This window comes from Angustibacter aerolatus (genome assembly GCF_054776675.1).
In genome coordinates this window covers 1-13,814 of record NZ_BAAHBM010000082.1, presented here as the reverse complement: position 1 = coordinate 13,814, position 13,814 = coordinate 1, and the positions used below count along the sequence as shown (strand labels likewise).

Here is a 13,814-nt window from a genome sequence, read left to right as displayed (position 1 = left end):
GTGCGTGCCGCGGCCGACGCCGCCTTCGCCCGCTACCGCGCCGAGACCGAGGCCGCGCCGGACGACTGGGCCGCCTGGTACCGCCTCGCGCTCGCGTACGACGCCGCCGGCGACCGCCGCCGCGCGCGGCGCGCCACCCGCACCGCGATCGCGCTGCACGAGTAGCGACCCGGCGTCGAGCCGCCCCGGTGGTCGCACCTGGCCGACCGGCCACCCGGACCGACCGGTTGCGCCCGCTTCGCCCCGTGTCAACGCCCGGCAACGGAACGAACGCGTTACCGGATCGTGACGTGCAAGCGCTGTCATCGCTCTGGACGCGGGGCGGTGCAAGCGCTTAGTTTTTCGCCAACCAGGATGCCGAGCGCAGAGTCGCGCCGGAACTGGATGCGAAAGGGAGGCGCGCCACATGGCCGCTCGCACGTCCAGGTCGCAGAAGGCGATCATCCTGTCGGCGGTCGCGGGCATCTCGCTCGCGCTCGGCGCCTGTGGCGGGGGCGACGACTCGTCGTCCACCGCCGGTGGTGGCGCCAAGGCCGACTGTGCCAAGTACACCTCGTACGGTGACCTCAAGGGCAAGAGCGTCAGCGTCTACACCTCGATCGTCACGCCCGAGGACCAGCAGCAGATCGACTCGTACAAGCCGTTCGAGGACTGCACGGGCGCGAAGATCAAGTACGAGGGCAACAAGGACTTCGAGGCCCAGCTGCCCGTGCGCGTCAAGGGCGGCAACGCCCCCGACATCGCGTACATCCCGCAGCCGGGTCTGCTCAAGACGCTCGTCGCCACCGGCAAGGTCGTCAAGGCGCCCGACACCGTGTCGGCGAACGTCGACAAGTGGTGGGGCAAGGACTGGAAGAGCTACGGCACCGTCGACGGCACCTTCTACGCCGCGCCCCTGGGTGCGAACGTGAAGTCGTTCGTCTGGTACTCGCCGAAGGCGTTCGCGGACAAGGGCTACAAGGTCCCCGAGACGTTCGACGAGCTCATGCAGCTCAGCCAGAAGATCGCCACCGACAACCCCGACACCAAGCCGTGGTGCGCGGGCATCGGCTCCGGCGACGCGACCGGCTGGCCGGCCACCGACTGGCTCGAGGACGTGCTGCTGCGCACCGCGGGCCCCGACGTCTACGACCAGTGGGTCAACCACGAGATCCCGTTCAACGACCCGCAGGTGGCCGACGCGCTGGCCAAGGTCGGCGGCATCCTGAAGAACCCGGCGTTCGTCAACGGCGGTCTGGGCGACGTGAAGAGCATCGCCACGACGACGTTCCAGGACGCCGGTCAGCCGATCCTCGACGGGTCGTGCTGGATGCACCGCCAGGCGTCGTTCTACGCGGCGAACTGGCCCGAGGGCACGAAGGTCGCCCCCGACGGCGACGTCTGGGCGTTCTACTTCCCGGCCGTCGACCCCGCCAAGGGCAAGCCGGTGCTCGGCGCCGGTGAGTTCGTGGCGGCGTTCTCCGACCGTCCCGAGGTGCAGGCGTTCCAGGCCTACCTGTCCAGCGACGACTGGGCGAACAACAAGGCGAAGGCCACGCCGAACGGCGGCTGGGTCAGCGCGAACAAGGGCCTCGACGCCAACAACCTGGTCAGCCCGCTCGACAAGCAGTCCGCGGCGATCTTCCAGGACCCGAAGGCGCAGTTCCGCTTCGACGGTTCCGACCAGATGCCCGGTGCCGTCGGCGCCGGCACCTTCTGGAAGGGCATGACCGACTGGATCACCGGCAAGTCCGACCAGGCGACGCTCGACGACATCGAGAAGAGCTGGCCGAAGAGCTGAACCCCGTCGAGGGCCCGTGAGCCGACCGGCTCACGGGCCCTCGCTCGGGTGCCCACCGGCACCCCAGCACGTCCGTCCTGAGCGAAGAGGGTCAGGCCGCGCAGCGAGCGCCGCCCCGACCAGATGGAGGTGGCTTCGTTGACCGCGACCTATGCGGGCAAGTTCGGGCTGATGGTGATCGCCCTGCTGGCGTTCGGCATCGTCTTCTTCGGGATCCTGCTCATCGCCAGCCTGTTCAAGGGCCGGCGCGGCGAGAAGCTGCAGGTCGTGGCCTTCCTCGGCCCGGCGCTGCTGCTGCTGACGATCGGGCTGGTCTACCCGGCCCTGCGCACCATCTTCGAGTCGTTGAAGGACGGCCAGGGGACGAGCTTCGTCGGGCTCGACAACTACGTGACGATCTTCACCAACAGCGACCAGCTGATCGTCATCCGCAACACGGCGATGTGGGTCGTGCTGGTGCCGCTGTTCGCCACCGGCTTCGGGCTGCTCTACGCGATCCTGGTCGACCGCACCCGCATCGAGGCGCTGGCCAAGGGCCTGGTCTTCCTGCCGATGGCGATCTCGCTGGTCGGTGCGTCGATCATCTGGAAGTTCATGTACGACTACCGGCCGGAGACCCGGCCGCAGATCGGCCTGCTGAACGGCATCATGGCCAAGCTGGGCGTGGGCACCCACCAGTTCCTGCTCGACGACCCGCAGAACACGATCTTCCTCATCGTCGTCATGGTCTGGATCCAGGCCGGCTTCGCGATGACCGTGCTCTCGGCCGCGATCAAGGCCATCCCGGACGACATCATCGAGGCCGCGCGCCTCGACGGCGTGCAGGGCTTCGGCATGTTCCGCTTCATCACGCTGCCGAGCATCCGCGGCTCGGTCGTGGTCGTCGTGACCACGATCGCCATCGGCGTCCTGAAGGTCTTCGACATCGTCCGCACCATGACCGGTGGGCAGTTCAAGACCAGCGTCGTGGCGAACGAGTTCTACAACCAGACGTTCCGGTACGACAACCAGGGCCTCGGCGCCGCGCTCGCGGTCGTGCTGTTCCTGCTGGTCGTCCCGATCATCATCTACAACGTCAGGCAGCTGCGACGGGCGGAGAACCGATGAGCACCGCGATCAACCCCGCCGTCGCCGAGATCGGCGAGCGGCCCGTGCTGAAGAACTCGATCAGCACCTCCGAGCGGGCCCGCAAGACGCTGTCGTCGCGCTTCGCCTCGCTGGTCGCCATCATCATCGCGGTGCTGTGGACGATCCCGACCTTCGGGCTCTTCGTCACCTCGTTCCGCCCCGCGCTGGAGACCAACCGCTCGGGCTGGTGGCACGTCTTCACCGACCCGACGTTGACGCTGGACAACTACAAGACGGCGCTCACCGACGGGTCGCAGCCGCTGGCGCAGTTCTTCGTGAACAGCGTGGTCATCACGCTGCCGGCGGTGCTGCTGCCGATCCTGCTGGCCTGCCTCGCGGCGTACGCCTTCGCCTGGATGGACTTCCGCGGCAAGAACGTGCTGTTCGTCGCGGTGTTCGCGCTGCAGGTCGTGCCGCTGCAGGTGGCCCTGGTGCCGCTGCTGAGCCTGTACACGACCAAGCTGCACATCGGTGGCACGTACTGGACGGTGTGGTTGTCGCACACCATGTTCGCGCTGCCGCTGGCGATCTTCCTGATGCACAACTTCATCAAGGAGATCCCGGGCGAGCTCATCGAGGCGGCCCGGGTCGACGGCGCCGGGCACGTGCGGATCTTCTTCCGCATCATGCTGCCGCTGCTCACCCCGGCGCTGGCGTCGTTCGGCATCTTCCAGTTCCTCTGGGTCTGGAACGACCTGCTGGTGTCGCTGGTGTTCATCGGCGGCAACCCCGACGTCGCACCGCTCACCGTGCAGATCGCCAACCTGGCCGGCACGCGCGGCAGCGCCTGGTACCTGCTGTCGGCCGGTGCCTTCATCTCCATCATCGTCCCGCTCGCGGTCTTCCTCGGCCTGCAGCGCTTCTTCGTCCGCGGCCTGCTGGCCGGGGGTCTCAAGGGATGACATGAGCCGCATCGAGGACGTCGCGCTGGCCGCCGGCGTCTCGACGGCGACCGTCTCCAGGGCACTGCGCGGGCTGCCGAAGGTCAGCGCGGAGACCAGGCAGCGGGTGCTGGACGCCGCGGCGGAGCTGCGGTACATCGCCTCCCCGACGGCGTCCAGCCTCGCGTCCGGCAAGACCGGCGTGGTCGCGGTGGTCGTGCCGTACGTGACGCGCTGGTACTTCGCGCACCTCATCGCCGGTGCCTCGCAGATGCTGCGCGAGCACGGGTACCACGTGCTGCTGGTCGACGTCGGCGACGAGGGCCCGGGCCGCGAGATGCTGCTCGACTCGCGACTGTTCTTCAAGCGGGTCGACGCGGCGCTGGTGCTCAGCCTGCGGATGCACCCGCAGGAGCGCGAGATGCTCGGCCGGCTCGGGTTCCCGGTGGTGAGCGTCGGGGTGCCGAGCGCCGGCTGGTCGTGCGTGCGGATCGACGACGTGGGCGCGATCCGCCTCGCCACCGAGCACCTGATCGGCCTCGGGCACGAGCGCATCGCGTTCGTCGGCGGCAAGCCGCTGCCGGCGACCGACTTCACGACGCCTGGCGACCGCGAGACCGGGTTCCGCGCCGCGATGGCCGACGCCGGGCTGCCGGTGCGCGACTGGCAGGTGGCGAACGCCGCCTGGACGCCGGCGGGCGGGCTCGAGGCCGGGCTGTCGCTGCTGCGCCGCCGGCAGCGCCCGACCGCCGTCGTCGTCGCCTCGGACGAGATGGCGATCGGCGTGCTGAGCGCCGCCCGCGAGCTGGGCATCGACGTGCCCGGTGAGCTGTCGGTGACCGGCGTCGACGACCACGAGATGGCCGCCGTGCACGGCCTCACGACCGTGCGGCAGCCGGTGTCGGAGCAGGGACGGATGGCCACCGAGGTGCTGCTGCGCGCCGTCGCCGGCGACGACGAGGGCCCGCGGCTGCTCACGGTGCCGACGCAGCTCGTCGTCCGTCGCACCACCGCGCCGCCGACGGGGTCCGTCGATCACGTGCAGTAGGTGCAGGGTCGCTTCGCGAGGTGCCGGACCCTCGTGAGGCGACCGCAGACCGATCTCACGTGATCGACGGCGACCCGGCGGCGCGGCGGCGGACGGCGGAGCGCGCGGCCCCGGACAGCTCGGCCACCACCTGCTCGAGCGGGCCGCGCGGTGCCCACGAGCGCCAGAGCGCAGCCAGCAGCACGGCGAGCGCGGCGTGCAGCAGCCACAGCGTGTGCGGCTCGTCGGGCCCCCACCCGGCGTCGGCGGCGATCACGTGCAGCGTGTAGAGGGTCAGCGTCATCGAGCCGGTGGCGGCCAGCGCGCGCGCCGCCCCGACGCCGGCCCCGCGCCGGCCCGGCCGCTGCAGCCGCCCGGTCAGCAGCAGGCAGAGCCCGAGCACCGCGACCGCGCACCCGGCGACGTGCACCAGGTCGAACGGCGTGCCGGTGTGCGGCGCGACGACCGCGAGCCACCACGGGGACGTCGTGGGCGTGGTGCCGTAGAGGCCGCGCAGCTGCAGCTGGCCGGGCCCCAGCGAGGGCTGGACGTCGGCGCCCGGCCCGGCCGCGACGAGGTGCGTCCAGCCGGCGCGCACCAGCAGCGTCGAGGCGCCCCAGGCGACGGCGGCCGCGCCGGCCGCGAGCGCCACGAGCCGGCGCGCGACGTCGGCCCGGTGCAGCCCGACCAGCGCGACGGCGAGCCCGACCAGCAGGAACGTCGTCCAGGTCAGCACCGGGTAGTAGCCGGTGAGCAGCAGCCGCTCGAGCAGCGACAGCGGGTCGGTGCCGACGTCGCGCAGCGAGGGCTGGGCGCCGGGACCGGCCGCGCGCCCGCTGCGCAGCGCGTGGCTGAGCAGCGGCGTCAGCACCGCCCAGCAGCCGCCCGTCACCAGCAGCGCGCGGGGCCGCAGCCGCAGCAGGGGGAGGGCCACGAGGAACAGCAGCCCGTAGTTCGTGAGGATCACCGCGATCGGCGGGTCGAGCTCGACGAGCAGCAGCCCCACCGCGGCCACGAGCAGCGCGCGCACCGCCACACCCGCCCGGGCACCGGCGTCGACGCGTGGCCGCTCGCCACCGGTGGCCAGCGCGAGGCTGACCCCGGCCAGCACCGCGAACAGGGCCGACGCGCGCCCGGCGAAGAGCACGCCGGTGAGCGTCTGCCGCCCGTCGTCGGCGGTCTCGGGCACCAGGTGCGTCGCCATCATGGCGAGCAGCGCCAGGGCGCGGGCGACGTCGACGCCCACCACCCGGCGCGCTCCGCCGAGCGGCTCAGGTGGCCCAGGCGGCCCAGGTGGCCCAGGCGGCCCCGTGCCCACGGCTCACTCCGCGACGAGCGCGGCCGACAGCCGCACCTCGCGCACGGGCGCGGTGCCGGCGTCGGCCGCCTCGAGCAGCCGGGCGGCGCCGTCGGCCGCGAAGCCCGCCCCGCGCAGGAACGCCATCCGGATCGCGTCGGCCTCGGGCACCCAGGTGCGCAGCTCGCGGGCGCCCTCGTCGCGGGCGACGTCGGCGCTGGCGTTCAGCAGCCGCGAGCCGTGCCCGGAACGCGCCTGTCCAGGCGTCACCAGCAGCACGACCAGCTCGACGACGCCCTCGACGCCGTCGGCCTGCGCCGGCTCGAGCGGGGCGAGCGCCGAGAAGCCGACGACGTCGGCCCCCTGCGTGGCCACCAGCACCCGGTGCCGCGGGCTGGGCGGGGCCGTGATCGCCTGCCGCCAGGCCGCGGCCAGCTCCTCGGCGGGCGGGGCGGCGGCGCCGGGCAGCAGCTCCTCGTACCCGGCCGACCACGCGGCGGCCTGCACCCGCCCGATCGCGTCGGCGTCGTCGGGGCGGGCGCGGCGCACGCCGGCGTCGGGGGTGGGGGAGGTCACGCCCAGATCCTGTCACGCCCGGTCGGGGGTCCGGCCGGCTCGACATAGGCTCGAGCGGTGACCAACGCCCTCGCCGGCCGCACCTTCGACGCCGTGCTGTTCGACATGGACGGCACCCTCATCGACTCCACCCCCGCCGTCGCCCGCTCGTGGATCACCTGGGCGCAGGAGCACGACGTCGAGCTCGAGCGGCTGCAGGGCCACCACGGGGTGCCGGCGTCGCAGATCGTCGCGCAGCTGCTCGACCTCGACCGCGCCGACCCGCGGGTGTCGACCGCGGTGGCCCGGGTGACCGAGCTCGAGCTGGCCGACACCGACGACGTCGTGACGCTGCCCGGCGCGGCCGAGGCGCTGGCCGCGCTGCCCGAGGAGCGCCGCGCGATCGTCACCTCGTGCACCCGCCCGCTGGCGCTGGTGCGCATCGAGGCCAGCAGCCTGGAGGCGCCCGCCGTGGTGGTCACCGCCGACGACGTCGAGACCGGCAAGCCCGACCCGGCGCCGTACCTGCTGGGGGCGCAGCGGCTCGGCGTCGACCCCGCGCGCTGCCTGGTGGTCGAGGACGCCGTGATGGGGCTGCGCTCGGGCCGGGCGGCCGGGGCGGCGACGCTCGCGGTCACCACGACGACCCCCGCCGCCGAGCTCGACGCCGACCTCGTCGTGGGCACGCTGGCCGACGTCCGGCTGGTCGCGGGCCCGGACGGCGTCAGGGTCGAGCAGCGGGCCTGACGCCGGGGCGCTCCAGCCGCACGAACCGGTACCGGACGCCGGTGCGCGAGGTGCGCCAGTCGTCCTCGCGCACCCGCAGCCACCCGTCCAGCAGGGGAGCGTGCACGTCGTCGGGCTGATCGCCCAGGTCGAGGTCGAGCTCGGTCAGCTCGACCGCGTCGGCCAGCGGCAGCGCCTCGGCGTACACCCGGCCGCCCCCGACCACGCTCACCGGCCCCTGCGCCGCCGCCAGCGCCGCGTCGAGCGAGCCCAGCACCTCGGCGCCCTCGGCCACGAGCCCCGAGCGCGACAGCACCAGGTTGCGGCGGTCGGCCAGCGGGCGGAAGCGCGGCGGGATCGACTGCCAGGTCGCCCGACCCATCACCACCGTGGTGCCCGTGGTGAGCTCGACGAAGTGCGCCATGTCCTCCGGCACCCGCCACGGCATGCCGCCGTCGCGACCGATCAGCCCGCCGCTGGCCTGCGCCCAGACCAGCGTGACCGGGCCGGCGTCAGACGGCAACGGGCGCCTTGATCGCCGGGTGGTGGCGGTAGTCGACCAGCGAGAAGTCGTCGTAGTCGTAGTCGAACAGCGACGCGGCCCGGCGCAGCTCGACCCGGGGGAACGGGTACGGGTCGCGGGTCAGCTGCTCGCGCACCTGCTCGACGTGGTTGTCGTAGACGTGGCAGTCGCCGCCGGTCCAGACGAAGTCGCCCGGCTCGAGGCCGACCTGCTGGGCGACCATCAGCGTCAGCAGCGCGTAGCTGGCGATGTTGAACGGCACGCCGAGGAACAGGTCGGCGCTGCGCTGGTAGAGCTGGCACGACAGGCGGCCGTCGGCGACGTGGAACTGGAACAGCGCGTGGCACGGCGCCAGGGCCATGTCGGGCACGTCGGCCACGTTCCAGGCCGACACGATCATCCGGCGCGAGTCGGGGTCGGTGCGCAGCTGCTGCAGCACCTGCGCGATCTGGTCGACGTGCCCGCCGCCCGGGGTCGGCCAGCTGCGCCACTGGACGCCGTAGACCGGGCCGAGGTCGCCGTCGGCGTCCGCCCACTCGTCCCAGATCGTGACGCCGCGCTCCTGCAGCCAGCGCACGTTGCCCTCGCCGCGCAGGAACCACAGCAGCTCGAGCGCCACCGACCGGAAGTGCACGCGCTTGGTCGTGACCAGCGGGAACCCGTCGGCGAGCGACCAGCGCATCTGGTGGCCGAACACGCTGCGGGTGCCCGTGCCGGTGCGGTCGGCCTTCGCGGTGCCGTGCTCCAGCACGTGCCGCAGCAGGTCCTCGTACTGGGTGTCCGGACGGGTCGCGGGGCGGTCGGCCATGCCGGTGATCGTACGTGTGTAACGCCGGTGACCCCGGCAGCGATGGAGCACTCAGGGCCGCGTCGTCACCCGGACCCCCGAGCGGGTGACGGCGCGGCTCCTCTGCGTCCGCCGCACGGGGGCCGGTAGGTTGGGGGCCATGCACACGACGCCGTCCGCCGACCTGTCGCCGGCCCCGCTCGGGCGCGTGCTGACCGCGATGGTGACGCCGTTCCGCGAGGTCGGCGGCGAGCTCGCGGTCGACCTCGACGCCGCCCAGCACCTGGCGCGCACGCTCGTCGAGCAGGGCTGCGACGGCCTCGTGGTCTCCGGCACGACCGGCGAGTCGCCCACGACGTCGGACGCCGAGCAGGTCGACCTGGTGCGCGCCGTGCGCGAGGCCGTCGGCCCGGGCGTCGTCGTGATGGCCGGCGTCGGCACCAACGACACCGCGCACTCCGTGGCGCTCGCGCGCGCCGCGGCGACCGCGGGGGCCGACTCGCTGCTCGTCGTCACGCCGTACTACAGCAAGCCGCCGCAGGCCGGCCTGCTCGCGCACTTCACGACGGTCGCCGACGCCACCGACCTGCCGGTCATGCTCTACGACATCCCCGGCCGCTCCGGCGTCCCGATCGAGACCGAGACGCTGGTGCGCGCGGCCGAGCACCCGCGGATCGTGGCGGTGAAGGACGCCAAGGGCGACTTCTACGCCGGCTCGTGGGTGATGGCCCGCACCGACCTGGCGTTCTACTCCGGCGACGACGCCGCCAACCTCGGCTGGCTGGCGCACGGCGCCGTCGGCATGGTCAGCGTCGTCGCCCACGTCGCCGCCCGCCGGTACGCCGCGATGGTCGAGGCCGTGCTGGCCGGCGACCTGGCCACCGCCCAGCGCGTGCACCGCGAGCTGCTGCCCGCCGTGCGCGGGATCATGACCCGCACGCAGGGCGTCATCATGGCCAAGGCCGCGCTGCAGCTGCACGGCGTGCTGGCCTCGCGCGCCGTCCGGCTCCCACTCGTCGAGGCCACGCCCGACGAGGTGTCCCTGCTGTCGCACGACCTCGCCGAAGCCGCACTCCTGGAGACCACCGCGTGAGCCACCCGCACCCCGACCTGAAGACCCCGCCGAAGCTGCAGCGCGGCGCGCTGCGCGTCGTCGCCCTCGGCGGCCTCGGCGAGGTCGGCCGCAACATGGCCGTGCTCGAGCACGACGGCAAGCTGCTGATCATCGACTGCGGGGTGCTGTTCCCCGAGGACCACCAGCCCGGCGTCGACCTGATCCTGCCGGACTTCTCCTACATCGCCGACCGGCTCGACGACGTCGTCGCCGTGGTGCTGACGCACGGCCACGAGGACCACATCGGCGCCGTCCCGTACCTGCTGCGGCTGCGGGCCGACATCCCGCTGCTCGGCTCGCAGCTGACCCTCGCGTTCGTCGAGGCGAAGCTGCAGGAGCACCGCATCACGCCGTACACGCTGGCGGTGAAGGAGGGCCAGGTCGAGCGGCTCGGGCCGTTCGAGTGCGAGTTCGTCGCGGTGAACCACTCGATCCCCGACGCGCTCGCCGTCGCGGTCACCACCGCGGCCGGCACCGTGCTGCACACCGGCGACTTCAAGATGGACCAGACGCCGCTCGACGGCCGGCTCACCGACCTGCGGGCCTTCGCGCGGCTCGGCGAGCGCGGCGTCGACCTGTTCATGGTCGACTCCACCAACGCCGAGGTGCCGGGCTTCACCACCGCCGAGCGCGAGATCGGCCCGGTGCTCGAGCAGGTGATGGGCGGCGCGACGAAGCGGGTGATCGTCGCCTCGTTCGCCTCGCACGTGCACCGCGTGCAGCAGGTGCTGGACGCCGCGCACGCGCACCGCCGCAAGGTGGCCCTCGTCGGTCGGTCGATGGTGCGCAACATGGGCGTCGCCCGCGACCTGGGCTACCTGCACGTGCCGGACGGCGTGCTGGTCGACGTCAAGGCGGTCGACAGCCTGCCCGACGACCGGGTCGTGCTCATGTGCACCGGGTCGCAGGGCGAGCCGATGGCCGCGCTGTCGCGGATGGCGAACAACGACCACCGGGTGCGGATCACCACCGGCGACACCGTGATCCTCGCCTCCTCGCTCATCCCGGGCAACGAGAACGCCGTGTTCCGGGTGATCAACGGCCTGACCCGGCTCGGTGCGCGCGTCGTGCACTCCGGCAACGCGCGGGTGCACGTGTCGGGCCACGCCAGCGCCGGCGAGCTGTTGTACTGCTACAACATCATCAAGCCGCGCAACGTGATGCCGGTGCACGGCGAGACCCGCCACCTGGTGGCCAACGCCGACATCGCGGTGAAGAGCGGCGTGCCGCGCGAGCGCGTGGTGCTGGCCGAGGACGGCGTGGTCGTCGACCTGGTGAACGGGCGCGCCAAGGTGGTCGGCGCGGTGGAGTGCGGCTACGTGTACGTCGACGGCTCGAGCGTCGGCGAGATCACCGACGCCGACCTCAAGGACCGCCGCATCCTCGGCGAGGAGGGCTTCGTCTCGATCGTCGTGGTGGTCGACTCGGCCACCGGCAAGGTCGTGGCCGGCCCGGAGATCCACGCGCGAGGCGTCGCCGAGGGCGAGGCGGTCTTCGACAGCATCCGCCCGCAGATCGCCGCGGCCCTGCAGGAGGCCGTGGCCGGCGGCACCACCGACGCGCAGCAGCTGCAGCAGGTGGTGCGCCGGGTGGTCGGGCGCTGGGCCGGCGGCAAGCTGCGCCGGCGTCCGATGATCATCCCGCTGGTCGTCTCCGCCTAGGCCGAGCGGGGTGCCTGCTGCGCCGAGCGGGTGAACCGCGTGGTGCGCACGGCAAACAGCAGGTCAAGTCCGGCTGCCGTCCGGCCGACATCGCTCTTCGACCCACCAGAGCGGGTGGGAATGGGAGTGGTCATGGCCAGGTGGCGGTTGCGACGGGCGTCGCGGCAGGTGCAGCAGGTGCGACGCACCAGCCTGCGTGACGTCGTCGACCGCAGCTTCCGGGCGGTCGTGGCCGGCTCCGTCGCCGTCGTCGTGGTCGTCGGCTCGCTGCTGCTCTGGCTCACCACCACCTCGCGTCCCGAGATCGACCACACCGAGCAGGCGCTGATCGCCGTGCAGGCCGGGCACACCGCGATGCTCGACCAGGAGTCGAACCTGCGCGGGTTCATCAGCACCGACGACCTCGCGTTCGTCACGTCGTACAACAAGGCCCGCGGCGACCTCGAGCTGAGCAACACCCGGCTGCTGAAGGTGGGCGTCGACCGGCGCAGCACCGAGGCGATCGTCGGGCTGCGACTGGCGCAGCAGCGCTGGACCAGCGAGTGGGCCGCGGTCGCCGGCGCCGGGTTCGCCCCCGGCACGGTGGGCAGCGACGAGCGCGCGACCTTCCTGCTGCAGGACAAGGTGCTGTTCGACGCCTACACCGAGGCGCGCGACCGCGCCACGGACGTGCTGACCGCCGAGCTCGTGCAGCACCGCCGCGCCCAGGACCTCGCGCTCTTCATCGTCGCCGGCGCCTGCGTGGTGATCGTCGGGTGCGTCTCGATCGTGTCGGTGCGCCGCCGCGGCCGCCTGCACCGCGACCTCATGGGCCCGGTCGAGGCCGTGCTGGAGGGCTTCGAGCAGGTCGCCCAGGGCCGCCTCGACGAGCCGGTCACCGCCGACGGGCCGCTCGAGCTCGAGGCGGTCGTCGTCGGCATGAACCGGATGACCCGGGCCCTCGCCGAGTCGCGCGACCGCACCGCCAGCCGCGAGCAGCAGGTGCGCGAGCAGTCGCAGCAGCTGCGCAGCATCCTCGCGATGGTGCGCGAGATCGGCGGCAGCCTGAACCTCGAGTACGTCGTCGACGCCGTGGTCGAGGGCGTCGCCCGGATCGCCCGAGCCGACCGCGCCGTCATCTGGCTGGTCAGCCCGGACGGCGGCTCGCTGGTGCCGGCACAGGGCGCCCGGCGCCGGGTGACCGGTGCCGACGCCGTCGAGCTCGGCAGCGGCCCCATCGGTCGGGCCGCCAAGTACAGCCGCATGGTGCGCACCGCCTGCGTCGACGAGCGCGAGGGCCAGCGGCTCGCCGTGCCGCTCGTCGTCGGGTCGCGCGTGGTCGGGGTGCTGGACGTCGAGCGCGCCGACGCCACCGACCTGGCCGACGCCGACATCGAGGTGCTCGAGACGCTGGCCATCCACTCGGCGACCGCGCTCGAGGCCGCCCGCCTGCACGAGGACGCCGCCCACGCCAGCGAGCACGACGCGCTGACCCAGCTGCCCAACCGCCGCCGGCTCGACAGCGACCTGGCCCTGGAGTGCGAGCGCAGCCTGCGCTACGCCCGGCCGCTCGCCTTCGTGATGCTCGACCTCGACCACTTCAAGCAGGTCAACGACGTGCACGGGCACACCCGCGGCGACGAGGTGCTGCAGACCGTGGCCGACCTCATCGTGGCCGAGCTGCGCGCCTCCGACACCGCCTACCGGTACGGCGGCGAGGAGCTGGCCGTCATCCTGCGCGAGAGCGACCTCGCTGCCGCGCAGCTGGTGGCCGAGCGGCTGCGCGCCCGCATCGAGACGGTCTTCGCCGCACCGGGCGAGGTCGGCGTCACCGCCTCGCTGGGCATCGCCGAGATCGGACCGGCCACCGCCATGCCGTCGGCGCTGGTCGCGGCGGCCGACGCGGCCCTGTACCGGGCCAAGCGCGAGGGCCGCAACGCCGTGCGCTCCGCCGACCCCGCCGCACCCGCCACGCTGGCTGCCGTCGCCGGCTGACCCCCTCGGTTCGCCCTGCCGTCCGAGCCCCCGCGCCCACCCCTTTCCGCGCGTCAGCCCGGTTTCCGCGCGCCAGCCCGCTCGGGCGGGTGCCTGGAGCGGGCTGAGGTGCGCAAAGGCACACGTGCGGAGCCGACCCGGCCCGGACGCCGGGTGTCGGCCGCCCGGGACCGTGTGACCCGTGTGGCGAACGGTGCGGATGAGGCTCGCCCAGGTACTGTCGTCGACCATGGCGACCCGTACGTCTTCCCCCGTGCGCCGGTCGGGCAGCACCTCCGCGCGAACCGGCAGCAGCAAGCCGGCGGCCGCGCCCGACAGCACCCGGCCCGCCGGCCGCACGCCCGCGAGCCGCCCGGCCCGC

12 protein-coding genes are annotated in these 13,814 nt (G+C 73.2%); 8 read left to right on the top strand and 4 right to left on the bottom strand.

Annotated elements, in window-relative coordinates:
• The first annotated feature begins 406 nt into the window (after positions 1–406).
• The 4 genes from ACYVI6_RS15365 to ACYVI6_RS15350 all read left to right on the top strand — a co-directional run bounded on the left by ACYVI6_RS15365 (position 407) and on the right by ACYVI6_RS15350 (position 4,837).
• A complete protein-coding gene (locus ACYVI6_RS15365; protein WP_460447204.1) occupies positions 407–1,780 on the top strand; it encodes an ABC transporter substrate-binding protein in 1,374 nt (457 codons plus the stop codon).
• 123 nt (positions 1,781–1,903) lie between these two features.
• A complete protein-coding gene (locus ACYVI6_RS15360) occupies positions 1,904–2,887 on the top strand; it encodes a carbohydrate ABC transporter permease (protein WP_460447203.1) in 984 nt (327 codons plus the stop codon).
• Positions 2,884–3,810: a carbohydrate ABC transporter permease gene (locus ACYVI6_RS15355; protein WP_460447202.1), complete on the top strand. Its 927-nt coding sequence runs from the start codon at positions 2,884–2,886 to the stop codon at positions 3,808–3,810. The genes ACYVI6_RS15360 and ACYVI6_RS15355 overlap by 4 nt, the downstream gene beginning before the upstream one ends.
• 1 nt (position 3,811) lies before the next feature.
• Positions 3,812–4,837 carry a LacI family DNA-binding transcriptional regulator gene (locus tag ACYVI6_RS15350; RefSeq protein ID WP_460447201.1) on the top strand — a complete coding sequence of 342 codons (1,026 nt, stop codon included), beginning with the start codon at positions 3,812–3,814 and terminating at the stop codon, positions 4,835–4,837.
• A gap of 55 nt (positions 4,838–4,892) precedes the next feature.
• Here ACYVI6_RS15350 and ACYVI6_RS15345 read toward each other — a convergent pair whose 3' ends face one another.
• Entirely contained in the window at positions 4,893–6,065 is a 1,173-nt protein-coding gene (locus ACYVI6_RS15345) for a heparan-alpha-glucosaminide N-acetyltransferase domain-containing protein (RefSeq protein WP_460447200.1), read from the bottom strand.
• A gap of 72 nt (positions 6,066–6,137) precedes the next feature.
• Complete coding sequence (locus tag ACYVI6_RS15340) at positions 6,138–6,689, bottom strand: GNAT family N-acetyltransferase (protein WP_460447199.1); 552 nt, start codon at positions 6,687–6,689, stop codon at positions 6,138–6,140.
• 57 nt (positions 6,690–6,746) lie between these two features.
• On the opposite strand from ACYVI6_RS15340, the gene ACYVI6_RS15335 reads away from it, so the two are divergent.
• A complete protein-coding gene (locus ACYVI6_RS15335; protein ID WP_460447198.1) occupies positions 6,747–7,415 on the top strand; it encodes an HAD-IA family hydrolase in 669 nt (222 codons plus the stop codon).
• Here the strand turns inward: ACYVI6_RS15335 and ACYVI6_RS15330 are convergent.
• Positions 7,393–7,917: a dihydrofolate reductase gene (locus ACYVI6_RS15330; protein WP_460447197.1), complete on the bottom strand. Its 525-nt coding sequence runs from the start codon at positions 7,915–7,917 to the stop codon at positions 7,393–7,395. The two genes, ACYVI6_RS15335 and ACYVI6_RS15330, sit on opposite strands and share 23 nt — an antisense overlap.
• On the bottom strand, positions 7,907–8,725 hold the full coding sequence (locus ACYVI6_RS15325; protein WP_460447196.1) for a thymidylate synthase: 819 nt from the start codon (positions 8,723–8,725) through the stop codon (positions 7,907–7,909). The genes ACYVI6_RS15330 and ACYVI6_RS15325 overlap by 11 nt, the downstream gene beginning before the upstream one ends.
• A 139-nt stretch (positions 8,726–8,864) precedes the next feature.
• Here ACYVI6_RS15325 and dapA point away from each other — a divergent pair, with 139 nt between their 5' ends.
• The 3 genes from dapA to ACYVI6_RS15310 all read left to right on the top strand — a co-directional run bounded on the left by dapA (position 8,865) and on the right by ACYVI6_RS15310 (position 13,453).
• The gene (gene dapA, locus ACYVI6_RS15320) at positions 8,865–9,797 is read left to right on the top strand and encodes a 4-hydroxy-tetrahydrodipicolinate synthase (RefSeq protein WP_460447195.1); all 933 of its coding nucleotides are present in this window, start codon (positions 8,865–8,867) and stop codon (positions 9,795–9,797) included.
• A complete protein-coding gene (locus tag ACYVI6_RS15315) occupies positions 9,794–11,479 on the top strand; it encodes a ribonuclease J (RefSeq protein WP_460447194.1) in 1,686 nt (561 codons plus the stop codon). The genes dapA and ACYVI6_RS15315 overlap by 4 nt, the downstream gene beginning before the upstream one ends.
• Positions 11,480–11,656: 177 nt before the next feature.
• Positions 11,657–13,453, top strand: a complete 1,797-nt coding sequence (locus ACYVI6_RS15310; protein ID WP_460447193.1) for a diguanylate cyclase — start codon at positions 11,657–11,659, stop codon at positions 13,451–13,453.
• Positions 13,454–13,814: the final 361 nt, after the last annotated feature.